Origin of the sequence: Sphingomonas sp. GV3 (assembly GCF_031082075.1) — a bacterium.
In the GTDB taxonomy this organism is placed as follows: Bacteria; Pseudomonadota; Alphaproteobacteria; order Sphingomonadales; family Sphingomonadaceae; genus Sphingomonas; species Sphingomonas beigongshangi.
Window position 1 is genome coordinate 1,619,339 of record NZ_JARWLE010000001.1, and the last position, 25,039, is coordinate 1,644,377.

A 25,039-nucleotide genomic window follows, 5' to 3' on the forward strand; every position below is an offset into this window, starting at 1 on the left:
TTGATCGAGATTGGATACGATCGTATCGTGATGCTGTAGGGGAGCTACCCATAATGGGGCCGGAGAGTAAGCGCGTGATCGATACGGAAGCCCGTCGCCTCATCCGCCTTCATCTCGACCAGGCCTTGTCGCTAGCGGTCATGCTCGAGGAAACGCTTTTGGTGGCGTTGATCACCGAGGCGTCCGAATATTGCGACTCGCGCGGTTTTGCCGCGTCCCCGGTCACGGGTATCCACGCCTCGATGCAATAGCGCGGACCGACCGTCTCAGGACGGCCGCAGGTCGATCGAGGCGCCGACGGTGTTCATGCCGCTCAAGCCCTCTCCCGACCGCCCTGATCGGAGCTGCCGGCTGGTCATCGTGCGGGCGCAACCAGATGTATCCGGCTCAGAGCGAACGAGCGGCACATAGTATGATCCATGTGCCGTGCCAGCCGTAAACCGCCGTCGAAATGCCACAGGATCAGGGACGACCCGTTTCGGCTCAAAGGAGGAAGCGGACGTCACGGTTGATTCCTCGCGGGACAGCCTTGCCATAGCATCCGGGGAACTGCCGCCGGTGCCTCGCGAAATCATCCCCAATCGAGGCGATAGACAGCGCAAGCCGTGCATCTCGACGCCCTGCCAACGGGGCGGGCCCGGGCCGCCATCCGGCCAGGGGCAGCATCGCTTCTGCGCTCATCTGACCAACGCCAATCCACGCCAAGACCGTCAACGACACCGTCCAAGGCTTTGGCACGCCGGCGGCGGAGCACTGATCGGCGACGTCTACAGCGATGATATCGACGCGCTATATGCGAACACGACGGGCTTCATGCCGATCGCCACGCCGGCTACACCACCTCCATCTTTCACGATCGCGACGGCAAAACCCTGGGCTCGTTCCAGGCGGGCTCGATCTCGACCGTCATCCACCCGCCCTGCGGCGGTGCGGGATCCTGGCACTAATCGGCTGACGAGCGATCCGCGATCGCAATGGAGTTGTCGCGCGCTGGTCGCTACAGCGAGGCGATGTCCCTGTTCGCCCCCCTCGCCTGCCACCGCATCGTCGTAAAGGTCGGCTCGGCGCTGCTCGTCGCGCCGGACGGGTCGGTCCGGCGCGACTGGCTGGCGACGCTCGTCGCGGATATCGCGGAGCGCATCGCGGCGGGGCAGCAGATAGCGATCGTCTCGTCGGGCGCGATCGCGCTCGGCGCGCGGCGGCTCGGCCTGGCGAAGGGCGGTCGCGCCAGCCTCGAAGACGCGCAGGCCGCCGCCGCCACCGGCCAGATCGCGCTCAGCCAGACCTGGGCCGAGCTGCTCGGCGCCCATGGGCTGACGGCCGCACAGATGCTCGTGACGCTCGGCGATCTCGAGGACCGGCGGCGCTATCTCAATGCCGCAGCGACGCTGGGCCGGCTGCTGGGCCTCGGCGTCGTTCCCGTCATCAACGAGAATGACAGCGTCGCGACCGAGGAAATCCGGTTCGGCGACAATGACCGTCTCGCCGCGCGGATCGCCCAGGCGGCGGGTGCGAGCGGCGTGGTATTGCTGTCGGACGTCGACGGTCTCTACGACGCCAACCCGCACACTCACCCCGACGCATGCCATATAGCGCGCGTCGAGCGGATCGAGGCGGTCAGCGGCATGGCGGACGCCGGCTCCGCCTCCGGCATGGGATCCGGCGGCATGGTGTCGAAGGTCGAGGCTGCGCGGATCGCCACGGCTGCGGGTGCGGCGCTCGCCATCGCGTCCGGGAGGATCGATCATCCGTTGCGGGGCGATCTTCGCCACACGCTGTTCGTCGCCGAGCGATCCGCCTCCGCCCGCAAGGCGTGGCTCGCAGGCGGACTGACCGCGCGCGGCAGCATCTATGTCGATGCCGGCGCCGCGGAGGCGCTGCTGCACGGCGGCAGCCTGCTCGCCGCGGGGGCGACGCGGGTGGAAGGGCAGTTCGCGCGCGGCGATCTGGTGACCATCGATGGGCCGGCCGGACGTCTGGCACGGGGGCTGGCGGAATATGACGCGACCGAGACCGCGCGGCTGCTCGGCCGCCGCACGGAGGAACAGGCGGACATTCTCGGCTATGCGCCGCGCGCCGCCCTCGTCCACCGCAATCACCTCGCGCTGATCTGATGCATCCGGGCTATCCCTCATCCGATCCGTCGCATCCGTTCCGGGCGCTGACGCTCGCAATCACGGGCGCGACCGGATTCGTCGGAAAGGCGCTGCTGGACCGTGCGTTGGCGGCCGGTCATCACGTCCGGGCGCTGACCCGCCGGACGCAGCCGCCGCGTGAGAACATCACCTGGATAGAGGGCGCGCTCGATCGCCCCGCCGCGCTCGAGTCGCTCGTCGCCGGCGCGGATGCCGTGATCCACGTCGCCGGCGTGGTGAATGCACCGGACCGCGCGGGCTTCGTCGTCGGCAATGTCGAGGGAACGCGCGCGATGCTCGCCGCGGCGCAGGCGGCGGGCGCCCGCCGCTTCGTCCACGTCTCGTCGCTGTCGGCGCGCGAGCCGCACCTGTCCGACTATGGCTGGTCCAAGCGCGAGAGCGAGGCGCTGGTCGAAGCGGCGCCGCTGGACTGGACGATCGTGCGGCCCACCGGCGTCTACGGCCCCGGCGACATGGAGATGCGCGACATGTTCCGGCTCGCGCGCTACGGGCTCGCGTTGCTGCCGCCACCGGGCAAGGTGTCGTTGATCGCGGTGGACGATCTCGCGCGGCTGCTGCTCGCGCTTGCCGAGGCGGACGGGCCGCGCGCGGTACTGGAGGCGGACGACGGCCAGGTGCTGACGCATGCCGAGATGGCGCGGCTGATCGGGCGCGCCGTGGGGCGGCGCGTGCTGCCGATTCACCTGCCGGCCGTCGCGCTCCGCCTCGGCGCCAGGCTCGACCGCGCCCTGCGCGGCACGGAAGCGAAGCTGACGTCGGATCGCGTCGGCTATCTGTGCCATGACGACTGGACCGCCGACCCGGCGCGACGTCCGCCATCGGATCTGTGGAATGCGGCGACGCCCACCGCACGCGGACTTGCCGATACCGCACGGTGGTATCGCGCCAATCGGCTGCTATAGCGCCGCAACCCTGCCGCAATTGCCTGCCAACGGAATCGCCATCATGACCGACCGCACCCAGATCCTCGACACGATCAAGGCCCAGATCGAACCCTTCAACAAGAAGGGCGTCGCGCTGACCGAGGCCACGACCTTCCAGGGCGACCTGGAGTGGGACAGCCTGACCGTCATGGATTTCGTCGCCGCGATCGAGGACGAATTTGACATCATCATCACGATGAACATGCAGGCGGAGATCGAGACCGTCGGGCAGCTCGCCGACGCCGTCGCCAAGCTGAAGGCCGGCGACGCATGACCGAGACGGGCCTGCAGCCGGAGGTACCGGCACCGCTCGCCGCCGAGGGCGGCCGCGACCTGATGACCAAGTTCGACGGCCTGATCGCGGAGCGTCAGGCGCTGATCGACACCGGCGTCACCGATCCGTTCGCGATCGTCATGGAGCAGGTGAAGTCGCCGACCGAGGCGGTGATCGCGGGTCGCGATACGATCCTGCTCGGCACGTACAATTACATGGGCATGACGTTCGACGCGGACGTGCTCGCCGCCGGCCACGCCGCGCTCGACCAGTTCGGCTCGGGCACCAACGGCAGCCGCATGCTCAACGGCACGTTCCGCGACCATATGGCCGTGGAACAGGCCCTGCGCGACTTCTACGGCGTTTCCGGCGCGATCGTCTTCTCGACCGGCTACATGGCCAATCTCGGCATGATCTCGACGCTGGCGGGCAAGGGCGACTATGTCATCCTCGACGCGGACAGCCACGCCTCGATCTACGACGGCTGCAAGCAGGGTTACGCGGAGATCGTCCGCTTCCGCCACAACGACGTCGCCGATCTCGACAAGCGGCTGGGTCGCCTGCCGAAGGACGCGGGCAAGCTCGTCGTGCTGGAGGGCGTCTATTCGATGCTCGGCGACATCGCGCCGTTGAAGGACATGGTCGCTGTCGCCAAGAAGCATGGCGCGATGGTGCTCAGCGACGAAGCCCATTCGATGGGCTTCTTCGGCCCCAACGGCCGCGGCGTCTACGAGGATCAGGGGCTGGAGGGCGAGGTCGACTTCGTCGTCGGCACCTTCTCCAAGTCGGTCGGCACGGTCGGCGGCTTCTGCGTCTCGAACCATCCGAAGTTCGAGGCGATCCGCCTCGCCTGCCGCCCCTATATCTTCACGGCCTCGCTGCCGCCCTCGGTCGTCGCGACCGCGGAAGCGTCGATCCGCAAGCTGATGACCGCGCATGCCAAGCGCGCGCAGCTGTGGTCGAACGCGCGCCGCCTGCACGGCGGGCTGAAGGCGATGGGCTTCCGCCTCGGCACGGAAAATCCCGACAGCGCTATCGTCGCGGTGATCCTCGACGACCAGAACCAGGCGGTCGCGATGTGGCAGGGGCTGCTGGAGGCCGGCGTCTACGTCAACATGGCGCGGCCGCCCGCGACACCGGCCGGGACGTTCCTGCTCCGCTGCTCGCTGTGCGCCGAGCATAGCGACGCGCAGATCGACACCGTGCTCGCGAAATTCGAGGCGGCGGGCCGGACCGTGGGCGCGATCGGCTAAACGCCCTGCGCCCGCTTTTCACCGCGACACGAACAGGATAGCATCGCTGACGTGACGCGGGACGAGGCCGAACCGGCGGCCCGGGGGGGCCAAGCCGCCTGGCGCACCATCATGCTCGTCGTGATGGGGCTTGCGGGTGCTGCCGTGCTCGTCGCGCTGGTCATCACGCTCGGCAACGCCAATCGACAGCGCGATCGCGCGTTGCGGCTGCAGGCGCACAGCTATGACGTGATGATCCTTGCGCGCACGCTCGCCGGATCGATCGCGCAGTCGGAAGCGGCGCTCAGCCGGTACGTGATCAGCGGCGATTCGAAGCTGGGACAGATCTATTACGACAAATGGCGTCTGGCGGGGACGCAGCTCGATCGGCTCGACGATCTGGTCGCCGCCAACCGCACCCAGGCGGCCCGCGTCGCGCACCTTCGCGATGCCTATGAGACGCGGGGCAGCGAATTGTCGCTGATCGCGCTCAGCACCACCTACAAGAAGAACGCGCAGGCGCTCGCCCGCTTCTACAAGGCACGTCAGTCGCCGAGCCTGGACGATATCGATCGCACGCTCGACCGCCTGATCACGGGTGAACGGACATTGCTCGATGCCCGTACGACGGAGGCGATGCGCACGGTCCAGCGCGCCAACGGCTATGCCGCCGTGCTGGCCGTGTTCGGCGGTCTGATCGCCTTGGGTGCGCTGCTGCTCGGCTGGTTGATCATCCGCACCATCGGCGAGCGCGCGGTGGCACGGGCCGAGGCGGAAGCGGCGCAGGCGCGCGCGAACGATCTCGCCGATGCGGTCGCGCGCGCCACCGACGACCTGCGCGTGCAGGAGGCGAAGCTGCGACAGGTGCAGAAAATGGACGCCGTGGGGCAGCTGACCGGCGGTATAGCGCATGATTTCAACAATATGCTCGCGGTCGTCCTCGGCGGCCTGGAACTCGCGCGGCGTCACGTCGAGAGCGACGCCGTCGCCTGCGCCCGCCACATCGACAATGCGTCGGAAGGCGCCAACCGCGCGGCCGCGCTGACCCGCCGCCTCCTGGCGTTCAGTCGCGAGGAATCGCTGAAGCCGGAGGCGCTCGACGCCGCGGGGCTGGTGGCCGGCATGTCCGAATTGCTGGATCGCACGCTGGGCGACGCGGTCACGGTGGTGACGCGGGACGCGGCGCGTGGCTGGCGGGTTCACGCCGATCGGGTCCAGCTCGAAAACGCGATCCTCAATCTCGCCGTCAACGCACGCGACGCGATGAACGGCCGGGGTATGCTGACGATCGAGACCGGCGCGCGGACGCTGGCGGCGCTGGAGGTCGGCGAATGCACCGCCGGCGACCATGTCTCGATCGCGGTGACCGACACGGGGTGCGGCATCCCGGCGGCGATCATCGACCGCGTCTACGAGCCCTTCTTCACGACCAAGGAAGCGGGCAAGGGCACCGGCCTCGGCCTCAGCCAGATCTTTGGATTGGTCCGGCAATCGGGCGGCGCGATGGCGATCGACAGCGTGGTCGGCGCGGGGACGACCGTGACGATGTACCTGCCGCGCGACACCGCCGGTCAGGTCGAGTCGACGTCCGCGTCGGACGCCGACGCGCCGCAACATGGCGAGCGGCCGCCGCTGCAGGTCCTTGTCGTCGAGGACGATCCGCGCGTGCTCAACGCCACCATCGGCGCGCTCGAGGAACTGGGCCATGGCTCTATCGCCTGTGACGGCCCCGGCAAGGCGGCGGCACTGCTCGACGCCAATCCCCACATCGACCTGATCATCTCCGACGTGCTGATGCCTGGCCAGACCGGGCCGGAACTGATCGCCGCGCTCGCGCCCGCGATTCCGCACGTCGCCGTTCTGTTCGTCACCGGCTTCGCCGGCGAAGCGAATGCCGCCGAATTCGGCGATCACCACGTCTTGCGCAAACCCTTCACCCTCGCCGGTCTCGAGCGCGCGATCGCCCAGGCGATGGCACGCGAGCGCCCCGCCCCGCCCCACCAGATCGCGGCGGAATAGCCGTCGGGTCCATCCGCCGGCAGCGAATCGCACGTGCCGCGCCGCGAGGCAGGGCCGGCTTCGCGGCCCGCCGGCGCGTCGGTTTCCTTGCTCCGCACCGGCCGGCGAGAACGACGCTCCGCCCCTGACGCCACGCGGCGTCCGGCGAAACGGCAGCGTGCGCGCCTCGGCCCAGACCGGTGAAGCTCAATGCCTTCTCTCCGGCCGCCGATCCGCGCCGGTATTTTTAGCTGGCGCGGCCGCCCTGCCATCCTATACGCCTCGCTTTCCCGTTCCGGCCGAGCAGCCTTCATCGTATGACATCCATCGACCGCTACATGGCACGGCTGATCGCGTTGCCGCTGATCTCGACCCTGACCATCGCGGCCATGCTGCTGGTGCTCGACCGTATCCGTCGGCTGTTCGATTTCGTGGCGACGCAGGGGGGGCCGATCAGCGTGGTCTGGCGCATGCTCGCCAACCTGCTGCCCGAGTATCTCGGCCTCGGCATCCCCATCGGGCTGCTGCTCGGGATCCTGCTGGCGTTCCGCCGCCTCGCCGCCAATTCGGAACTCGACGTGCTGCGGGCCGTCGGGGTCAGCTATACGCGGCTGCTGCGCGTCCCCTATATGTACGCGATCGTGCTGGCGGTGCTGAACATCGCGATCGTCGGCTTCGTCCAGCCCAAGGCCCGCTATTATTACGAGCAATTGCGGTTTGAGCTGCGCACCGGCGCGCTGGGCGCGTCGATCAAGGTCGGCGAGTTCACCCATTTCGGCAAGCAGATGACGCTGCGCATCGAGCAGAGCCACGATCGCGGCCGGCAGCTCGAGGGAATTTTCGTTCACTTCGAGAACAAGGGCACCAGCTATTCGGTGACGGCGCAGAGCGGTCAGTTCCTCGCCACCGACGATCCCAACACGATCATCTTCCGCCTGACCAACGGCACGCTCATCCACAAGGCCCCCGACTTCAAGGTGCCGCGCGTGCTCACCTTCACCTCGCACGACCTGCCGATCCCGCTGCCCAAATACGAAAGCTTCCGGCGGAGGGGCGGCCGCAACCTGGAATTCACGCTGCCCGAACTTGCCAAGCTGGGCCATCGTGCCGCCAGCGAGGAACAGCGGGACAGCAGTCGCAGCGAATTCCATTTCCGCCTGGTCGAGGTGGCGACGATGTTCCTGCTGCCGTTGCTGGCCATCGCGCTGGGCGTGCCGCCGAAACGCTCCACGTCGGGCGTCGGCGTCTTTCTCGCCATCGTGATGATCGTCGCCTATCACAAGGTGAACGAATATGCCGCGTCGATCGGCGAACTGGGGCGGATCGATCCGCTGATCGCACTATGGGCGCCCTTCTGCGTCTTCGCGGGGATCATCCTCTGGATGTACTATACGATCGCCTATGTACCGGGGGGCCAGCCGATCGGCGCGATCGAGCGCGCGTTCGGCAAGGTCGGCAAGCTTCTTGTCCGCTACATTCCCGGCCGCGGCCGCAAGAAGGGTGGGGCATGAGCGCGCTGTTCCCCTCTCGCGTCGTGTCCTGGTACATGGCGCGGCTGTTCCTGACGCGGACGTTCGGATTGCTCGCGGCGCTGGTCCTGATCCTGCAGACGCTCGACCTGCTCGGCGAGTCGGGGGCGATCCTTGCCCATCCCGGCAACACGCAGGACCAGGTCTGGACCTACGTGACGCTGCGCGCGCCGCAGATCATCGCCTTCCTGCTGCCCTTCTCCGTGCTGCTGGGCGCGATCGCCACCTTTTTCACGATGAACCAGAACAGCGAGATCATCGCGTTGAAGGCGGCGGGCCTGTCCGCGCATCAGGTGCTCGCGCCCCTGCTCGTCGCCAGCCTGGGCGTCGCCGTCGTCAGCTTCACGTTCAACGAGCGCGTCGTCACCCGGGCCACCGCGACGCTCGACCAGTGGAAGGCGGTGGATTACGGCGTGATGCCGATCGACCGCGGCGACCGGTCGAACGTCTGGGTGCGCGACGGGGACGACCTGATCGCCGTCGACCAGGTGCGCGGCAAGGGCAAGGCAGTGCAGCTTGGCGGCATCACGGTCTATGACCGTGTCGGCGGCAGCCTGGTCGCGATCACCACCGCACCGCGCGGCCGTTTCGTGGGCAATGGCTGGCAGATCGGCCCCGCGCTGCGCTTCGACGTCGCGACCGCCCGGCAACAGGCGATCGGGAATGCCGTCGTCGCGCCAGGCGTGCGCCCGGACCAGTTCACGCTCGGCGAAGTCAATCCGGACGGCCTATCGTTCACCGCATTGGACGCGGCGATCGGCGATCTGCGCGACGCCGGCCGCCCGACTAAATCGCTGGAAAGCACGCTCTGGCACAAACTGTCCGGTCCGCTGTCGGCGGTGCTGATGCCGTTGCTCGGCGCGGTCGCGGCGTTCGGCATCGCGCGTTCGGGCCAGTTGTTCGTCCGCGCGGTGATCGGCATGGCGCTCGGCTTCGCCTATTTCGTCGCCGACAATTTCGCGCTCGCGATGGGCAACCTCGGCGCCTATCCGCCCTTCCTGGCCGCCTGGGCGCCCTTCCTGCTCTTCCTCCTCATCGGCGAAGCGGTGCTGATCCGGACGGAGGAATAGCCGCCGTTCACGGCACCGATACGGTGCCGTCGACGGGTTCGGGATAGCGCGACATCAGCGCTCGCCCCAGCGACCGACCGAGCGCGGCAGGCGCATCGGCCGCACTGCCGTCGACCTGCGCGGTCAGCGCGCTGCCGGTCCATAGCCTGCGCCCGTCGCTGCGCGACACGATGCTGAGCGTCATCGTGGTCATGATCAGCGCATGCACGCCCTGCTTACGCGTCGGCAGCGTGACCCGCGCGCTCGCCCCCCAGTTGCCGAGACCGCCGCTGGTGGCGGCCACGGCAGAACCGGGTGCGGTCACCGATCCCTGCTCGTGGCGCTCGAGCGTGACGATCGCCGTATAGCGGCCGACGTCGCGGCCGGGCAGGATCAGGAACTGCCGCTCCGTCAGGGCATCGCCCACGCCCTCCGCCAGCGCCGCCGCGGCCGGCACGGGAAGGCCGCTGTCGGGGGAAACCGCGACGGTGATCGTGCCGGCGCCGCTGGGCGCCACATCGGCCTGGGCCAGCAGCGCCAATGCCATCCATGCCATCGCACCCGCCATCCGCCTGCCCTCTTGCCCGATCCCTGTCCCCGACGACGGGAGTGCAGCTTAGAGGCGGATCGGCGCGGCGGCTATCGCCTGACGAGCGTGCTGCGGAAAATCTTGTTCACCAGCCCCGGCAGCCCCGCATAGCTCGCCTTGTGATAGGGCGAGCCCTCCTCGAGCGCGGCGGTGATGCGGCGGTGCGCCTCGCCCAGCGAATGATAGGGCAGCGCGGGAATGAGGTGATGCAGCGCATGGTAGCGCAGGCCGACCGGCGCCCACAGCGCGGGCAGCAGCGCGGGCGGCGGTACATTGACCGAATCGAGATACTGGCCGGTGACGCTCATCGCCTCGCCGTCATTTTCCCACAGATGCGCGACCAGCGTGCGCACCTGATTGACCACGGCGACACCCGAGCCGACCGCCAGCGCGATCAGCACGCTGCGCAGCGAAAACACGCCCGTCGCGGTCAGCACGACGATCGTGATCGCCCACAGGCTCGCCGCCGTCTCGATCCGGTTCCAGAGCACGCGCGCCTCGCCCTCCGGCGCGCGCCGGCGGAATTGCGGATTGATCGCGAGCGCCGAATAGCGCTCCATGACGATCGTGCGCAGCCGCGGCGACAGCAACGACAGAGGCGACAGGATCGCGTAGCGAATGAGGAGCCCGATCGGCGCGAGCGCGGAGATCAGCACGAACGCGGGCAGCGTCCAAGGCTTCATCAGCGCGAGCGGCAGATACTCGGGATCCTCGACGGTGCCGTAGCGCGTGCGCGCATGGTGCAGATTGTGCACCCCCTCGTACATGAAGCTGGGCGTCAGCATCGGCACGCCGACCAGCGCATTCCAGCCCTCGCGGAAGCGCGGCAGGGCGCTGTGCTTCATGTGGCTGACTTCGTGGATGAAGCTGAGCGCGCGATAGAGGGCGAACGCAGACACGACCGCGAACAGCACGACCCAGCCCGTCCCCGAGACGCTCACCGCCGCCGCCAGCGCGGCATAGCCGATCGCGGCGGAAGCGACCATGTCCGCCCAATAGATGGCCGGGCGCGGCGCGATCAGGTCGCGCGTCAATTCAGCCGCGGTCCGCAGCATCGTCTTGTCGTCGGCGATGCGGATCGTCGTCGCACGCGCTGCCGCCGTCGGGGCGGTGCCGCGCGAAAGGGAGATGCTGCTGTCCATGGCTTGGTCCATTGCCCCCAGATAGTGGCGACAGCATGGCATTTACAGGCGTGGCACGGACCGGATCGGGCGAGTTTTCCAATCACTGATGACGGAATAGTCACTCGTCAAATCGCCGCCCGATGGTAGAGGCTGAGGCGCCGGAGGGAGGACATAGATGGCAAGCGACTTCACGATCAGGCCCGTAACGACGAAGAGGGACCGCAAGGCCTTCGTCGATCTGCCCTTTCGTCTGTACAGGGACGATCCCAATTGGGTGCCGCCACTGAAGGGCGAGGCGCTCGGCCTGATCACGCCGGAAAAGAACGGCTGGTACAGCCATGCCATGGCGCAGTTGTTCCTCGCGGAACAGGATGGCCGCGTCGTCGGGCGCATCTCCGCCCATATCGACACGCTCGCGCTGACCATGCCGGCGGTGCAGGGGTTCGGCCCCGGCGTCGGCCAATGGGGGCTGATGGATGCGGAGCGGGAGGATATCTTCGTCGCGCTGCTCGCCAAGGCCGAAGGCTGGCTGCGCGAACAGGGCATGACGCGGGCGCTCGGTCCGATCTCCCAGTCGATCTGGGAAGAGCCCGGCCTGCTGGTCCAGGGCTTCGACCATCCGCCGACGATCATGATGGGCCATGCCCGCCCCGAATATCAGGGGTGGATCGAGCGGGCCGGCTATGCCGCGGTCAAGACGCTCTACACCTACGAGCTCGACATCACCCAGGAATTTCCGCCCATCGTCAAGCGGATCATCAAATCGGGCGAGAACAATCCGCGCATCCGGGTTCGCGAGGTCGACAAGACCAAATTCGAAGAGGAAGCCGCGATCATCCTGTCGATCCTCAACGATGCGTGGAGCGACAATTGGGGGTTCGTCCCCCTGACCCCGCCGGAGATCAAGGACGTCGGCGTCAAGCTGAAGCCGATCGTGTTCAACGACCTGATCCGCATCGCCGAACTGGACGGCAAGCCGGTCGCGTTCATGATCACCCTGCCCGACCTCAACGAGCCGCTCAAACCCCTGAACGGCAGCCTGCTACCCTTCGGCTGGGCGAAACTGCTGCTGTGGCTGCGCAAGCCGAAGGTGCGCACGATGCGCGTGCCGCTGATGGGCGTGGTCAAGGAGCTGCAATCGTCGCGAATGGCCAGCCAGCTCGCCTTCATGATGATCGAATATATCCGCCGCGCCTCGGTGACGCATTACGGCGCCAGCCGCGGCGAGATCGGCTGGATCCTGGAGGACAACCAGGGCATGCGCTCGATCGCCGAGACGATCCAGAGCCGGGTCAACAAGACCTACGTGATCTACGAGAAGGCGCTTTAACTACGCCTGCCCTCACCCTTAGCTGCCTGCGGCAGCTTTTCCCTCTCCCAACGGGAGAGGGATGGAGGCGCGCAGCGCCGGAAGGGTGAGGACAGCAACGCCGTTCAGACCGTGAAACTCTCGCCGCAGCCACAGGCGCCCTTGGCATTGGGATTGTTGAACACGAAGCCGGCGGTGAAATCGTCCTCGACCCAGTCCATCGTCGAGCCGACCAGGTAGAGGATGGACCCGCCGTCGACATAGAGCGTGCCGCCGGGCGTCTCGATCATCTCGTCGAACGGCTTCGCGTCGGTGACGTAATCGACCGAATAGGCGAGCCCCGAACAGCCGCGCCGCGGCGTCGACAGCTTGACGCCCGTCGCGCCCTCCGGCGCGCGCCCCATCAGCTCGGCGATCCGTGCCTCGGCACTCGGGGTGAGGATGAGCGGCGCAGGCCGCTGGCGTAAGGTGGTCATCTCGTCTCTTCTCCCCCCTCCCGCCTGCGGGAGGGGCTGGGGGTGGGCCTGTCCCCCGGCACATATCATTCGGGGACAGGCCCACCCCCGCCCCCTCCCGCAAGCGGGAGGGGAGTTCTACAGCATCCCCAATTCCAGCTTCGCCTCGTCCGACATCTTCTGCGGGTCCCAGGGCGGATCCCACACGAGATTGACGTCGGCGACGGCGATCCCGGGCACGGAGCCGACGCGCAGCTCGACCTCGCCCGGCATCGATTCCGCCACCGGGCAATGCGGCGTCGTCAGCGTCATCGTCACCGCGGCATGGCCGTCCTCGGTCACCTCGACGCCGTAGATCAGGCCCAGGTCATAGATGTTCACCGGTATTTCCGGATCGTAGATTTCCTTCAGCGCCTCGATCACGCTTTCGTACAGGGCGCCGCCCGGCTCGTGCGTCGCCTCGCCCTGCGGTTTCTGCTGCAGGAATCCGCTGAGATAGTCGCGCTCGCGCGCCTGCCCCTCGGGCGCATCCTCGACGCGCGCGCGGGGCGGCGGCGTCACCGCCTCGACCTCTTCGACCCGGATCATGTCGCTCATCCGAAAATCCTTACCCAAATATCCGCGTGACGCGCTCGATACCGCGCACCAGCGCCTCGATATCCCGCGGCCCGTTGTAGACGCCGAAGCTCGCCCGCGCGGTCGCGTCGACGCCCAGCGTCTCCATCAACGGCTGCGCGCAATGATGGCCGGCGCGGATCGCCACCTGGCCTTCGTCCAATATGGTGCCGACGTCGTGCGGATGCACCCCTTCCACCGCGAAGGAAACAATGCCGGCGGAATCCTCCGGCCCGAACAGCCGCACCGAATTGATCGTCGACAACGCCGCGCGACAGCCGCGCACCAGCGCTGACTCATGCGCATGGATGCGATCGAGCCCGATGCCCTGAACATAGTCGATCGCCGCCGCCAGTCCCAGCGCACCGACGATGTGTGGCGTTCCCGCCTCGAACCGCCCGGGCGGCGGGGCGTAGGTCGTCTTCGCGAAGGTCACGCGGTCGATCATCGACCCACCACCCTGGTAGGGCGGCATCGCGTCGAGCAGGTCGGGCCGCGCCCACAGCACGCCGATCCCGGTCGGGCCATAGAGCTTGTGACCGGAAAAGACGTAGAAGTCGCATCCGGTCGCCGCCACGTCGACCGCCACCCTCGGCACCGCCTGGCATCCGTCGAGCAGGATCTTGGCGCCGACACCATGCGCGAGCTCGGTGGCACGACGGACGTCAAGCACCGAGCCGAGCACATTGGAGACATGCGCCAGCGCGACCAGCTTGTGCGCCGGCGTCAGCATCGCGGCCATGGCGTCCAGATCGATGCGGTGATCCGGAGTCAGCGGCACGACGTCGATGCCGGCCCCTACGCGCTCCGCGACCATCTGCCACGGCACGATGTTGCTGTGATGCTCCAGCGCGGACAGCAGGATGCGGTCGCCCGCCTTCAGCTGCGTTCCCGCCCAGCATTGCGCGACGAGGTTGATCGCTTCGGTCGCGCCGCGCACGAACACGATCTCGTCCGCCGAGCCCGCGCCGATGAACCGCGCCACCGTACGCCGCGCTGCCTCATAGGCGAGCGTCATGTCGGCGGACCGCTGGTACACGCCGCGGTGCACGGTGGCATAGGTCTCGCCATAGGCGCGAGCGATCGCGTCGACGACGACCTGCGGCTTCTGTGCGGTCGCCGCAGTATCCAGATAGGCCCAGCCCGACGGGATCGCCGGGAAGTCGGCGAGCGTATCGAGCGGCTGTTCGGACGTGCTCATGCGGATGCTCCGGGCGCGCGGCGATTGACGAGGCGAGCGGCAGGCAAGCGTCCGAAAGCCACCCCGACATGACCTGCTCGAAGCTCGCCCCCGATCATAGCGCCCCCGCCAGCCACGCATCCGCATCGGCGACGAACGCCTCGCGCACCCTTTCGTCACCGATCCGGTCGAGCGCATCGGCGACGAAGGCGCGGGTCAGCAGCGCCTGCGCCCGCGCCGGGGGAATGCCGCGGCTCTGCATGTAGAACAGCGCGCGCGCGTCGAGCTCGCCCACCGTCGCGCCATGCGCGCATTTCACGTCGTCGGCAAAAATCTCCAGCTCGGGCTTCAGGTTGACCGTCGCGGAGCGCTGCAACAACAGTCCGCGCAGTGACTGTTCGCCGTCGGTCTTCTGCGCATGCCGCGCCACCTCGACCGCCGCCGCGAGGCTGGCGACCGAACGGTCCGCTGCGACCGCGCGCCACAATTGGTGGCTCTGCCCATTGGGCGCGGCATGGCGCACGCGCACCGCGCATTCCTGGCGCTGCTCCGCCCGGGTCAGCAGCGCGCCGCCGAACTCGGCATAGCCGCCCTCGCCCGCCAGCGTCACGGCGCCGTCGATCCGCGTGCCGGCATCGCCTGCGCCGAGCACCGTCGTGACCAGGCTCGCGCCCTCGCCCAGCGTCGCTTCCTCGCGCAGCGAGGTGAACCCCGCCGCCTGCAGCAGCCGGATCGAGCGCATCAGCCGCGCCGCCTTGCCCAAGGTGATCCGCGCCAGCCGGTTTGACCAGCCGACCCCCACGTAGGTCTCGACCACCTGCACGGCGGCGTCGTCGGCGAGTTCGATCGCGGCGGCGACATGGTTTTCGCGACCGGTCGCGACGTGCACGACCTGCACGGGATCCGCCACCGCATCGGCGCCGAGGCGCAGCGTCCAGCCGTGCGACGCGCGCCGCCCAAGCGGGTGATCGCCCGCGTCGACCGCGCCCAGCGTCACCGGGCCCAGCGTCACCGGGCCCAGGTCGCTGCGCGCCTCATCCAGCACGCCGTCGACGAACAGCAGCTTCGCGCCCGGCAGGTCGAGGAACTCCGCGTCCGGTGCTGCGACCGGGGCGAGCGCAGCCGCCGCCGCGATGCCGCCGAGGTCGGCCCAGCGCCATGCCTCGTCGCGGGTCGACGGCAGGTCGAGCAGCTGCGTCACGCCGCCACCCCCGCATAGCCCTCGCGCTCCAGCTCCAGCGCCAGCTCGGGACCGCCCGAGCGGACGATCCGTCCGTCCGCGAGCACGTGGACGCGATCAGGCTGCACGTAGTCGAGCAGGCGCTGATAGTGCGTGATCAGCAGCACCGCCTTGTCGGCTTTCCGCATGATCCGGTTGATGCCGTCGCCGACGATCCGCAGCGCGTCGATGTCGAGGCCGCTGTCGGTCTCGTCGAGGATCGCGAACTTGGGATCGATGATGCCCATCTGCACCATCTCGTTGCGCTTCTTCTCGCCGCCCGAAAAGCCGACGTTGACCGGGCGCTTCAGCATCTCCTGGTCGAGGCCAAGCCCCGCCGCCTGCTCGCGCGCAAGCTTCAGGAACTCGCCGCCCGACAGCGGCTTCTCGCCGCGCGCGCTCCGTTGCGCATTGAGGCTCTCACGCAGGAACTGAACGTTGCTGACGCCGGGAATCTCGACCGGATATTGGAAGCCCAGGAACAGGCCCGCCGCGGCGCGCTCGTGCGGCTCGAGTTCGAGCAGATCCTGGCCGTCGAACGTGACCGATCCTTCGGTCACCTCATAGCCGGGCCGCCCACCGAGCACATAGCCCAGCGTCGACTTGCCCGCGCCGTTCGGCCCCATGATCGCATGCACCTCGCCGGCGTTCACCTCGAGAGTCAGGCCCTTGAGGATCGCCTTGCCATCGATCTCGGCGTGCAGGTTTTCAATTTTAAGCATCATCCACCTTGGATTAATTTGCAGCTCGTGACGCGCGATCGCGACGAATCTTGGCAAGCATCACCATGAAATTCGGTTTGGCCGTCGCATCCATTTGCTTGATGAAGGCGCTTGCCTGCGGCGCGGGCACCTGTGCGTTGATTGCGGCCTTGAACTGTTCGTTCAACTGCGCGCACCCGCGTGTCGCCTCTGCGAAGATCGTCTCATCGGACGCGTCAGTTTTTGTCATCCGCACGGCATAGGTCGCCATGCACCTATCAAGTGCTTGCGCGATGACCTGCGGATTTGCCTGTGGCTCCGGCGCGGCCGCGGATTGCGCAGCCAACGCTATCAAAGCACCAGCGAACATCACCATCACCCCACGCTCCCCTCAAGCGAAATCCCGAGCAACTTCTGCGCCTCGACGGCAAACTCCATCGGCAGCTGCTGCAGCACTTCGCGGGCGAAGCCGTTGACGATCAGCGCCACCGCCGCTTCCTGATCGAGCCCGCGGCTCATCGCATAGAACAGCTGATCCTCGCTGATCTTCGACGTCGTCGCCTCATGCTCGATCTGCGCGCTCGGGTTCTTCACCTCGATATACGGCACCGTATGCGCGCCGCACTGGTCGCCGAGCAGCAGGCTGTCGCACTGGGTGAAGTTGCGCACGCCCTCCGCGGTCGGCGCCACGCGCACCAGGCCGCGATAGGTGTTGTCGGAGCGACCGGCGCTGATCCCCTTCGACACGATGGTCGAGCGGGTGTTCCGCCCCAGGTGGATCATCTTGGTGCCGGTATCCGCCTGCTGGCGGTTGTTGGTCACCGCGACCGAGTAGAATTCGCCGACCGATCCGTCGCCGGCGAGCACGCAGGACGGATATTTCCAGGTGATCGCGCTGCCGGTTTCGACCTGGGTCCACGACACCTTGCTGTTCCTGCCCTGGCACAGCGCGCGCTTGGTGACGAAATTGTAGATGCCGCCCTTGCCGTTCTCGTCGCCCGGATACCAGTTCTGGACGGTCGAATATTTGATCTCGGCATCGTCGAGCGCGACCAGCTCGACCACTGCGGCGTGGAGCTGGTTCTCGTCGCGCATCGGGGCGGTGCAGCCCTCGAGATAGCTGACGTAGGCGCCCTTGTCGGCGACGATCAGCGTGCGTTCGAACTGGCCGGTGTTCTCCGCGTTGATGCGGAAATAGGTGCTGAGCTCCATCGGGCAGCGCACGCCCTCCGGGATGTAGACGAAGGTGCCGTCGCTGAACACCGCGCTGTTGAGCGTCGCGAAGTAATTGTCGCGCTGCGGCACGACCTTGCCCAGCCACTTCTTGACCAGATCGGGATATTCGCGGATCGCCTCGCTGATCGCGCGGAAGATGACGCCCGCCTCCTCCAGCTCCTTGCGGAAGGTGGTGGCGACGGAGACGCTGTCGAACACCGCGTCCACCGCGACCTTGCGCGCGCCCTCGACGCCGGCGAGCACCTTCTGCTCCTCGATCGGGATGCCGAGCTTTTCATAGGTGCGCCGGATTTCCGGATCGAGCTCGTCGAGCGAGGCGATCGTCGCCTTCGCCTTGGGCTCGGCGTAATAATAGGCGTCCTGGTAATCGATCGGCGGCACGTTGAGCTTGGCCCAGTCCGGCGCCTCCAGCGTCTGCCACAGACGGAACGCCTTCAGCCGCCAGTCGAGCATCCATTCGGGCTCGTTCTTCTTGGCGCTGATGTAGCGGACGGTATCCTCGCTCAGCCCCTTGGGCGCGAAGTCCTGTTCGACCTCGGTCGCGAAGCCCCACTCATACTTCTTCGAAACGGCCTCATAGGCCTCGGCATTCTTGGTCGCCATATCACTCATCCGCCCCGGCGAGTGCCGGGGTCCTGCTGGAGGCCGAAACTGATGGGGCGCCGCACAGCGACGCCAGCGAGACGTTCGCGAGCGCGCCGCGCACCGCGGCATTCACCACGCCCCAATGCGGCTTGACGTGGCACTGGTGGTCGATCGCGCAATCCAGCGCCGCGCCGTCGACGCAGCTGGTCATCTGGATCGGCCCCTCCACCGCCTCGACGATGTCGGCAAGGCTGATCGCGCTCGCCGGCCGCGCCAGCGCGACGCCGCCGCCGGTACCACGCGCGCTGTCGAGCAGGCCGGCCGCCGACAGGCGGCTGACCAGCTTTTGCGCGGTCGGCAGCGGCACGCCCGTCTCCTCCGCCAGGCGCGTGGCGTTGAGCCGCCCCGCATCCGCGAGGCGTGCCGCGGCGGTCATCATCACGACCGCATAATCGGCGAGGCTGGAGAGCCGCATGGTTCCTTTCCACTTGCGAACGCTTCGCAAATCGGACGAAATCGTTCCGATTGGGCAGATAGGCCTTCGCGGGCCGACGTCAACCGCGGAAAAGCCGATCAGCGTCAGTGGATTTCCCGCCGCCCCTTGAACCCGCCCCCCGCGCGATGCGAAGGCGGCGGGCATGACCTATGCCGTGCGCCCGCTGCTGTTCACCCTCGATCCCGAGACCGCGCACACGCTGACGATCCGCGCGCTCAGGCTGCGTGGCGCGGTGCCCGGCGGCACCGGGGCGGAGACCCGCCCACGTCTCGCCACCACGGTCGCGGGGCTCGCCTTCGCCAATCCGGTCGGGCTCGCCGCCGGGCTCGACAAGAACGGCGAGGCGATCGACGGCCTGTTCGCTTTGGGCTTCGGCAGCGTCGAGATCGGCACGCTCACCCCGCTGCCCCAGGCGGGCAACCCGCGACCGCGCCTGTTCCGCCTCGCCGCTGACCGCGCGGTGATCAACCGCATGGGCTTCAACAATCACGGCCTCGCGGCCGGGCTCGCGCATGCCCGCGCCGCGAAGCGAAAGGGCAAGGGCCTGCTCGGCATCAACGTGGGCGCCAACAAGGACGCGAGCGACCGCGTCGCCGACTATGTCGCAGGCGTCAGCGCCGCCGCATCGCTTGCGGACTATGTCACGATCAACATCTCCAGCCCGAACACGCCCGGGCTGCGCGACCTGCAGCACGGCGCCGCGCTGGCGGAGCTGCTCGCCGCCTGCGCCGAGGCGCGCGGCTCGACCCCCCTGTTCCTCAAGGTGGCGCCCGACCTCGACCCCACCGGAATCGACGGCGTCGCGCGCGCGGCGATCGACCATCGCATCGACGCGATCATCATCGGCAACACGACGATCAGCCGCCCGCCGCTCGCATCGCGCGACGGCGGGGAGACGGGCGGCCTTTCCGGCGCGCCGCTCGCCCCGCTCGCCCGCCAGCGGCTCGCCGACTTTCGCCGCGCGACCGGCGCCGCGCTGCCGCTGATCGCGGCCGGCGGCATCGACAGCGGCGCGGAGGCCTATGCCCGCATCCGCGCCGGCGCAAGCCTGGTGCAGGTGTACAGCGCCCTCGTCTACGAAGGGCCGGGGTTGCCCGCACGCATGCTGCGCGACCTCGACGCGCTGCTCGCCCGGGACGGCTTCGCCAGCGTGATGGCGGCGGTTGGCACGGGAGCCTGATCAAGCCCAGCCTTCATGTCCGTGCGGGCGGGTATCCAGATGCGCAGGGCCCGCGGAATGTGAGCGACAGCGTGTCTGGATCCCCGCCTTCGCGGGGAGTCGGTCGCCGGTGGCGGCGACGGCGGCTGACGGACACAGCGCCTTCGACCCTTGCCCTCCCCCGTCATGCCGCTACGATTCATGCCGATGAAGACGTTCCTGACCGTGCTCGCCGCCTCCGCCGCGCTGCTCCCGGCCCCCATCCCCGCCAAGCCCGCCCCCGCGAAGACCGCCGCCACCGCCCAGGGCATGGTCAGCGCCGCCGATCCGCGCGCCGCCGCCGCGGGAGCGGAGATTCTGAAAGCGGGCGGCACCGCCACCGACGCGGCGATCGCGACGATGCTCGCGCTCGGCGTCGTCGAACCGCAAAGTTCGGGCCTCGGCGGGGGCAGCTATTGGGTACGCCACGCCGCGCGCACCGGCCGGATCGACGCGATCGACGCGCGGGAGACCGCACCCGCCGCCGCCGGCCCCACCTGGTTCTATGCCGCCGACGGCACGCCGCTCAGCCATGCAGATGCCGTGCCGGGTGGCCGCAGCGTCGGCGTACCCGGCGCGATCCGCGGCATGGCGCTGGCCCATCGCAGCGGCGGCAAGCTGCCTTGGGCAAAGCTGTTCGAACCCGCGATCCGCCTCGCCCGCGACGGCTTCCGGGCCAGCCCGCGCTACGTCAATGCCGTGGCCTCTTATGGCGCGCACCTGACGCCGGAAAGCCGCGCGCTGGTCACCCGGCCGGACGGCAGCGCCTATGCCGTTGGCGATCTCGTCAGGAATCCCGCCCAGGCCGCGCTGCTCCAGCGCCTGGCGGCACGCGGCCCGGACAGTTTCTACGTCGGACCGGAAGCGCAGAAGCTCGTCGCCACCGTCAACGGCGCGGCGCGCAATCCGTCGAAGATGACGACGGGCGACCTTGCCAGCTACGATGCGAAGCCGCGCACGCCCGTCTGCATCGCCTATCGCGCGAACCGCGTGTGCAGCATGGCGCCCTCGTCCTCCGGCGGCCTCACCGTGCTGATGATCCTGAAGCAGCTCGAGCGCTTCGACATGACCGGGCTGGGGAAGGACAATCCGATCGCCTGGCACCTGTTCGCCGAAAGCAGCCGCCTCGCCTATGCCGACCGCAACATGTACGTCGGCGACCCGGACTTCGTGAAGGTGCCCGTCACCGGTATGCTGGACGCCGCCTATCTGCGTGGCCGTTCCATGCTGATCTCGCCCACTGCGACCATGCCGAATGTTTCCGCCGGAACGCCGCCCGGCGCGCCGCCGCGGATCGAGGCGCCGGTCAGCGAGGTCGCGGGCACCACCGACCTCGCCGTCGCCGATCGCGCGGGCAACGTCGTCGAGGTGACGACGACCGTCGAGGGACCGTGGGGCAGCGGCCTCGCGCTCGACGGCGCCGTCCTCAACAACCAGCTGACCGACTTCGACATCGTTCCCGTCGCCAAGGGCGCGGACGGCACCGCCTATCTCGTCGCCAACCGCGTCGAGGGTGGCAAGCGCCCGCGTTCGTCGATGGCCCCGACGATCGTCTATGGCCCGGACGGCAAGGTGCGGCTCGCCGTCGGCGCAGCCGGCGGATCGACCATCATCGCACAGGTCGCCAAGGCGATCGTCGGCGTCGTCGACTGGCACCTCCCCGCGCAGGATGCGATCGGCCTCGGCCTCGTCTATGCGCCCGGCGCCGTTGCGACCCTGGAGGCGGACACCGCCGTCGCCGCGATGCAGCCGGCCCTCGCCGCGCTGGGCGAGCGTACGGAGATCGCGCCGCTGGGGCTCAAGGCGAATGCCATCGAGTGGAAGGGCGGCCGGTGGGTCGGCGCGGCCGATCCTCGCAGCGAGGGCGTCGCGATCGCGGAGGACGGCACCGTCACGCGGCCGGCGAGGATCGGCGCCGCAGCCAACCGCCCGTCCGAATAGTTATCCGCCACAGGCGGCCGCCATGCAGCGCCGCCCGGCGTCAGGAGAGCCATGATGCGCAAGCTGGAATATTTCCCCAATCTCGTCGCGATGTTCTTCTCGCGCGCGCGCGAGAAGGGCGACGCCCCGTTCCTCTGGGCGAAACAGCGCGGCAGCTGGGTTTCGACCAGCTGGTCCGACGCGGCGGAACAGGTCGCCAGCCTCGCCGCCGGGCTCAAGGCGATCGGCCTCAAACCGGGCGACCGCGTCATGCTGGTCAGCGAGAACCGGCCCGAATGGTGTATCAGCGACCTCGCGATCATGGCGGCGGGCTGCGTCACCGTGCCGACCTACATCACCAACACCGAACGCGATCACGCCCATATCATCGCCGATTCGGGCGCCTGCGCGATCATCGTCTCGACCGACAAGCTGGCCAAAACCCTCTTGCCCGCCGTGCTGCGATCCAACCAGGGGCAGATCGTCATCGGCATCGACGAGATGCGCGCGCCGTCCGCCAGCATCGATTTCCACGACTGGCGCAAGCTGATCGCCGATCATCCGACCAGCGCGGATCGTGCCGCGGGCCAGGCGACGTTCGCGCGCGACGACCTTGCCTGCATCATCTATACGAGCGGCACCGGCGGCGCCCCGCGCGGCGTCATGCAGCACCACGGCGCGATCCTGCACAACGTCAACGGCTGCTGCACCGTCATCTCCGAGGATTTCGGCTGGGACGACGAGGTGTTCCTGTCGTTCCTGCCGCTCAGCCACGCCTATGAGCATACCGGCGGCCAGCATTTCCCGATCGGGCTCGGTGCGCAGATCTATTATGCGGAGGGGCTCGACAAGCTTGCGAGCAATATCGAGGAGGTGCGACCGACGATCATGGTCGTCGTCCCGCGCCTGTTCGAGGTGCTCCGGACCCGCATCAGCAAGGCGATCGAGAAACAGGGCGGCCTGGGCCAGAAGCTGCTCGGCCAGGCGCTCGCGATCGGTGCGCGGCAATATGAGGGCAGGTTGCGCCTGATCGACCGGCCGACGCAACTCGCGGTCAACACTTTGTTCAAGCCGAAGATCGCGAAGAAGTTCGGCGGCCGGCTAAAGGCGATGGTGTCGGGCGGTGCGCCGCTCAATCCGGAGATCGGCATATTCTTCCAGAGCCTCGGCCTGACCTTCCTGCAGGGCTATGGCCAGACGGAGGCGGCACCGGTCATCTCGTGCAATCGGCCCTCCGCCGGCTTGCGGATGGAGACGGTCGGGCCGCCGCTGGTCGACACCGAAGTGCGGATCGCCGAGGATGGCGAGATCCTGGTGCGCGGCGAACTGGTCATGCACGGCTATTGGCGCAACGAGGCGGAAACCGCCCGCGTGCTGAAGGACGGCTGGCTGCACACCGGCGACATCGGCGAATTCGACGCGGGCGGCCGGATCAAGATCACCGACCGCAAGAAGGACCTGATCATCAACGACAAGGGCGACAATGTCGCGCCGCAGAAGATCGAGGGCATGCTGACGCTGCAGCCGGAGATCGTGCAGGCGATGATCTACGGTGATCGCAAACCCCATATGGTCGCGCTGATCGTGCCCGATCCCGAATGGACGCAGGAATGGTGCGCCGCCAACGGCGATGCCTGCAACTTCAAGCGCCTGCACGAGAATAGCGAGTATCGCACCGCGATCGGCCACGCCATCGAGCGGGTGAACAAGGATCTGTCCGTCACCGAGCGTGTCCGCCGCTTCATCCTCGCCGACGAAGGCTTCACCATCGAGAACGAGCAGCTTACCCCCAGCCTGAAGATCCGCCGGCACGTCATCCGCCACGCCTATGGCGATCGGCTCGACGCGCTGTATCGCGGCTAAACTGCGACCCAGCGAGGCTGGATCGGGGCGGTGCCGGCCCGGCACGACGATGTCCGGGTGAATGCCCGTTCGACATGACAGCCGATCGGCATTGGCACCGAACCGGCGGCCATTGCAGCGACGGTTTCAAGAGGACAAGGCTGCAACCCTTTGCATAGCTTCGAAAAATAAAATCATATCGGGCAAAAATCGACCCATAATTTAAGCAGACCTTAGTCCCGCTGCGGCCAGAGCACGGCCATGGCGCATGTTTCCACCTTCGATCCTGTTTCGATACGCCGTCCGCGCGTCGCGGTGCGCGCGCTGGGCGGTGATCGGCGCGGCGTGTCGGTGATCGAATTCGCGATGATCGCCGGTCCGCTGATCGCGCTGATCCTCGCAAGCCTGCAGACCAGCCTCATCTACTTCGCTCAGCAGGGACTCGAGACGGCGGTCGAGGCCGCTGCGCGCACGGTCGTGACCGGCAAGGCGCAGGCAAGCGACGCACAGGCGACCGGCATGACGCAGCAACAGCTTGCCGAGCGCTTCCGCCAGGCGGCCTGCGCGCGCATCCCGCGCTTCCTCAAGTGCACGAACCTCTACGTCGAGGTGACGAGCGCGTCGAACTGGAGCGGCATGTCGACCGCCGTACCGACCCTGACCTTCGATTCGAGCGGCAATGTCTCCGACATCTTCCGCTACGATCTCGGCAGCCAGGGATCGGTCGTGATGGTGCGTCTGATGTACCTTTGGCCGATCCAGACAGGTCCGCTCGGCCTCAATTTCAGCAACCTCGCCGGGGGACGGCAGGGGCGGCTGCTCGTCGCGACGTCGGTCGCGAAGACGGAAAACTTCTGATGCCGATGCGGTTTCCACGACGTCCCGCGCGGCTGCGTCGCGATCGACGCGGGACGGTGCTGGTCGAATTCGCGGTCATCCTGCCGGTCGTTCTGGTCCTGTGGCTGGGCAGCCTGCAGGTGGAGGACGCGATCGCCTGCAACCGCAAGGTGACGATTGCGACGCGCGCGATCGCCGACCTCGTCGCGCAGAACGTCAGCGGGACGGTCGCGGCCAGCGACCTCGACAGCAACCTGGCCGCCTCGACGCAGGTGCTGGCGCCCTATGCGGCTGGCGCGGCGGGCATCCGCATCACCGAGGTCGCCACCGACAACAACTATCGCACGACGGTGCAGTGGAGCCGCGGCTACAATGTCGCGGCCGCGGTGCCGGGACAGGTCGTGACCGTGCCGGCCGCGATGCGCGTGCCCGGCGCCTATTTCCTCTTTGCCGAGGTCACCTACGCCTACCGGCCGCCGATGAACTTCGGCTTCGTCGGCCCGCTGAAGCTGGGCGATTCGCTCTACATGCTGCCGCGCAATTCCAACAAGATCGACTGTACGGGATGCTGA

24 protein-coding genes are annotated in these 25,039 nt (G+C 68.0%); 14 read left to right on the forward strand and 10 right to left on the reverse strand.

Annotation, left to right across the window (positions count from 1 at the left end; genetic code table 11):
- Nucleotides 1-74 precede the first annotated feature (74 nt).
- The 8 genes from RF701_RS07520 (at nucleotide 75) to lptG (ending at nucleotide 9,182) form a co-directional block, all read left to right on the forward strand.
- Nucleotides 75-251 (forward strand): hypothetical protein, encoded by a 177-nt coding sequence (locus RF701_RS07520; RefSeq protein ID WP_210358199.1) that lies wholly within the window; start codon nucleotides 75-77, stop codon nucleotides 249-251.
- A gap of 759 nt (nucleotides 252-1,010) precedes the next feature.
- On the forward strand, nucleotides 1,011-2,114 hold the full coding sequence (proB, locus tag RF701_RS07525) for a glutamate 5-kinase (RefSeq protein ID WP_308814578.1): 1,104 nt from the start codon (nucleotides 1,011-1,013) through the stop codon (nucleotides 2,112-2,114).
- Nucleotides 2,114-3,058, forward strand: a complete 945-nt coding sequence (locus tag RF701_RS07530) for an NAD(P)H-binding protein (protein WP_308814579.1) — start codon at nucleotides 2,114-2,116, stop codon at nucleotides 3,056-3,058. The genes proB and RF701_RS07530 overlap by 1 nt, the downstream gene beginning before the upstream one ends.
- 43 nt (nucleotides 3,059-3,101) lie before the next feature.
- On the forward strand, nucleotides 3,102-3,353 hold the full coding sequence (locus RF701_RS07535) for an acyl carrier protein (protein ID WP_203310382.1): 252 nt from the start codon (nucleotides 3,102-3,104) through the stop codon (nucleotides 3,351-3,353).
- A complete protein-coding gene (locus RF701_RS07540; protein WP_308814580.1) occupies nucleotides 3,350-4,606 on the forward strand; it encodes an aminotransferase class I/II-fold pyridoxal phosphate-dependent enzyme in 1,257 nt (418 codons plus the stop codon). Before RF701_RS07535 ends, RF701_RS07540 begins: the two co-directional genes overlap by 4 nt.
- A gap of 111 nt (nucleotides 4,607-4,717) precedes the next feature.
- Nucleotides 4,718-6,604, forward strand: a complete 1,887-nt coding sequence (locus RF701_RS07545; protein WP_308815633.1) for an ATP-binding protein — start codon at nucleotides 4,718-4,720, stop codon at nucleotides 6,602-6,604.
- Nucleotides 6,605-6,900: 296 nt separating this feature from the next.
- On the forward strand, nucleotides 6,901-8,094 hold the full coding sequence (gene lptF / locus RF701_RS07550) for an LPS export ABC transporter permease LptF (protein ID WP_308814581.1): 1,194 nt from the start codon (nucleotides 6,901-6,903) through the stop codon (nucleotides 8,092-8,094).
- The gene (lptG, locus tag RF701_RS07555) at nucleotides 8,091-9,182 is read left to right on the forward strand and encodes an LPS export ABC transporter permease LptG (RefSeq protein WP_203310379.1); all 1,092 of its coding nucleotides are present in this window, start codon (nucleotides 8,091-8,093) and stop codon (nucleotides 9,180-9,182) included. The genes lptF and lptG overlap by 4 nt, the downstream gene beginning before the upstream one ends.
- A gap of 7 nt (nucleotides 9,183-9,189) precedes the next feature.
- Here lptG and RF701_RS07560 read toward each other — a convergent pair whose 3' ends face one another.
- The gene (locus RF701_RS07560; protein ID WP_308814582.1) at nucleotides 9,190-9,729 is read right to left on the reverse strand and encodes a hypothetical protein; all 540 of its coding nucleotides are present in this window, start codon (nucleotides 9,727-9,729) and stop codon (nucleotides 9,190-9,192) included.
- Between the two features lie 71 nt (nucleotides 9,730-9,800).
- Nucleotides 9,801-10,892 carry a fatty acid desaturase gene (locus tag RF701_RS07565; protein WP_308814583.1) on the reverse strand — a complete coding sequence of 364 codons (1,092 nt, stop codon included), beginning with the start codon at nucleotides 10,890-10,892 and terminating at the stop codon, nucleotides 9,801-9,803.
- 157 nt (nucleotides 10,893-11,049) lie between these two features.
- On the opposite strand from RF701_RS07565, the gene RF701_RS07570 reads away from it, so the two are divergent.
- Nucleotides 11,050-12,204 carry an N-acetyltransferase gene (locus RF701_RS07570; RefSeq protein WP_308814584.1) on the forward strand — a complete coding sequence of 385 codons (1,155 nt, stop codon included), beginning with the start codon at nucleotides 11,050-11,052 and terminating at the stop codon, nucleotides 12,202-12,204.
- Nucleotides 12,205-12,308: 104 nt separating this feature from the next.
- Here the strand turns inward: RF701_RS07570 and RF701_RS07575 are convergent, their stop codons facing one another.
- The 8 genes from RF701_RS07575 to RF701_RS07610 form a co-directional block, all read right to left on the reverse strand.
- On the reverse strand, nucleotides 12,309-12,659 hold the full coding sequence (locus RF701_RS07575) for an iron-sulfur cluster assembly accessory protein (RefSeq protein WP_210358206.1): 351 nt from the start codon (nucleotides 12,657-12,659) through the stop codon (nucleotides 12,309-12,311).
- 117 nt (nucleotides 12,660-12,776) lie between these two features.
- Nucleotides 12,777-13,235: an SUF system Fe-S cluster assembly protein gene (locus tag RF701_RS07580; RefSeq protein WP_203310374.1), complete on the reverse strand. Its 459-nt coding sequence runs from the start codon at nucleotides 13,233-13,235 to the stop codon at nucleotides 12,777-12,779.
- A 10-nt stretch (nucleotides 13,236-13,245) separates the two neighbouring features.
- Entirely contained in the window at nucleotides 13,246-14,454 is a 1,209-nt protein-coding gene (locus RF701_RS07585) for a cysteine desulfurase (RefSeq protein WP_308814585.1), read from the reverse strand.
- 94 nt (nucleotides 14,455-14,548) lie between these two features.
- A complete protein-coding gene (locus RF701_RS07590) occupies nucleotides 14,549-15,634 on the reverse strand; it encodes a SufD family Fe-S cluster assembly protein (RefSeq protein ID WP_308814586.1) in 1,086 nt (361 codons plus the stop codon).
- The gene (gene sufC, locus RF701_RS07595; RefSeq protein WP_308815634.1) at nucleotides 15,631-16,374 is read right to left on the reverse strand and encodes a Fe-S cluster assembly ATPase SufC; all 744 of its coding nucleotides are present in this window, start codon (nucleotides 16,372-16,374) and stop codon (nucleotides 15,631-15,633) included. The genes RF701_RS07590 and sufC overlap by 4 nt, the downstream gene beginning before the upstream one ends.
- 13 nt (nucleotides 16,375-16,387) lie before the next feature.
- On the reverse strand, nucleotides 16,388-16,732 hold the full coding sequence (locus RF701_RS07600; RefSeq protein ID WP_308814587.1) for a hypothetical protein: 345 nt from the start codon (nucleotides 16,730-16,732) through the stop codon (nucleotides 16,388-16,390).
- A complete protein-coding gene (gene sufB / locus RF701_RS07605) occupies nucleotides 16,729-18,192 on the reverse strand; it encodes a Fe-S cluster assembly protein SufB (RefSeq protein ID WP_374758603.1) in 1,464 nt (487 codons plus the stop codon). Before sufB ends, RF701_RS07600 begins: the two co-directional genes overlap by 4 nt.
- A gap of 1 nt (nucleotide 18,193) precedes the next feature.
- On the reverse strand, nucleotides 18,194-18,649 hold the full coding sequence (locus RF701_RS07610) for an SUF system Fe-S cluster assembly regulator (RefSeq protein WP_203310369.1): 456 nt from the start codon (nucleotides 18,647-18,649) through the stop codon (nucleotides 18,194-18,196).
- Between the two features lie 163 nt (nucleotides 18,650-18,812).
- On the opposite strand from RF701_RS07610, the gene RF701_RS07615 reads away from it, so the two are divergent.
- The 5 genes from RF701_RS07615 (at nucleotide 18,813) to RF701_RS07635 (ending at nucleotide 25,039) form a co-directional block, all read left to right on the forward strand.
- Nucleotides 18,813-19,850: a quinone-dependent dihydroorotate dehydrogenase gene (locus tag RF701_RS07615; protein WP_308814589.1), complete on the forward strand. Its 1,038-nt coding sequence runs from the start codon at nucleotides 18,813-18,815 to the stop codon at nucleotides 19,848-19,850.
- A gap of 186 nt (nucleotides 19,851-20,036) precedes the next feature.
- Nucleotides 20,037-21,809, forward strand: a complete 1,773-nt coding sequence (locus tag RF701_RS07620; protein WP_374758604.1) for a gamma-glutamyltransferase family protein — start codon at nucleotides 20,037-20,039, stop codon at nucleotides 21,807-21,809.
- 54 nt (nucleotides 21,810-21,863) lie between these two features.
- Nucleotides 21,864-23,651, forward strand: coding sequence for a long-chain fatty acid--CoA ligase (locus tag RF701_RS07625; protein WP_308814590.1), 1,788 nt, complete (start codon nucleotides 21,864-21,866; stop codon nucleotides 23,649-23,651).
- Between the two features lie 240 nt (nucleotides 23,652-23,891).
- On the forward strand, nucleotides 23,892-24,488 hold the full coding sequence (locus RF701_RS07630; RefSeq protein WP_308814591.1) for a pilus assembly protein: 597 nt from the start codon (nucleotides 23,892-23,894) through the stop codon (nucleotides 24,486-24,488).
- Nucleotides 24,488-25,039, forward strand: coding sequence for a TadE/TadG family type IV pilus assembly protein (locus RF701_RS07635; protein ID WP_210358213.1), 552 nt, complete (start codon nucleotides 24,488-24,490; stop codon nucleotides 25,037-25,039). The genes RF701_RS07630 and RF701_RS07635 overlap by 1 nt, the downstream gene beginning before the upstream one ends.